A 276-nucleotide genomic window follows, 5' to 3' on the forward strand; every position below is an offset into this window, starting at 1 on the left:
ACACGCTCGTCGAGGCGCCCAAGATCCTCCATCAGCGACATCACCTCTTCCTGGATGACATGTGCCTGCTCGCGCAGCCGCGCATCACGCAGGACGGCCTGCATCACCTGGATCGACAGCATCAGGAGTGAGGGCGAGACGATGACGACGCGCGCCCGGTAGGCGCGCTGCACCACCTCTTCGAAGCGTTCGTGGATTTCGGCGAAGACCGTCTCCGAAGGCACGAACATGAAGGCCGTGTCCTGCGTCTCACCGGGGGTCAGATACCGCTCCTGA

General features: G+C 63.4%; 1 protein-coding gene. It reads right to left on the reverse strand.

All coding sequences use genetic code 11. The features are described from left to right. Positions 1–276: DNA recombination protein RmuC (gene rmuC / locus CH341_RS32450; protein ID WP_146604765.1), on the reverse strand; the 276-nt coding region annotated here is incomplete at both ends.

Origin of the sequence: Rhodoplanes roseus, assembly GCF_003258865.1 — a bacterium.
Taxonomy (GTDB): Bacteria; Pseudomonadota; Alphaproteobacteria; order Rhizobiales; family Xanthobacteraceae; genus Rhodoplanes; species Rhodoplanes roseus.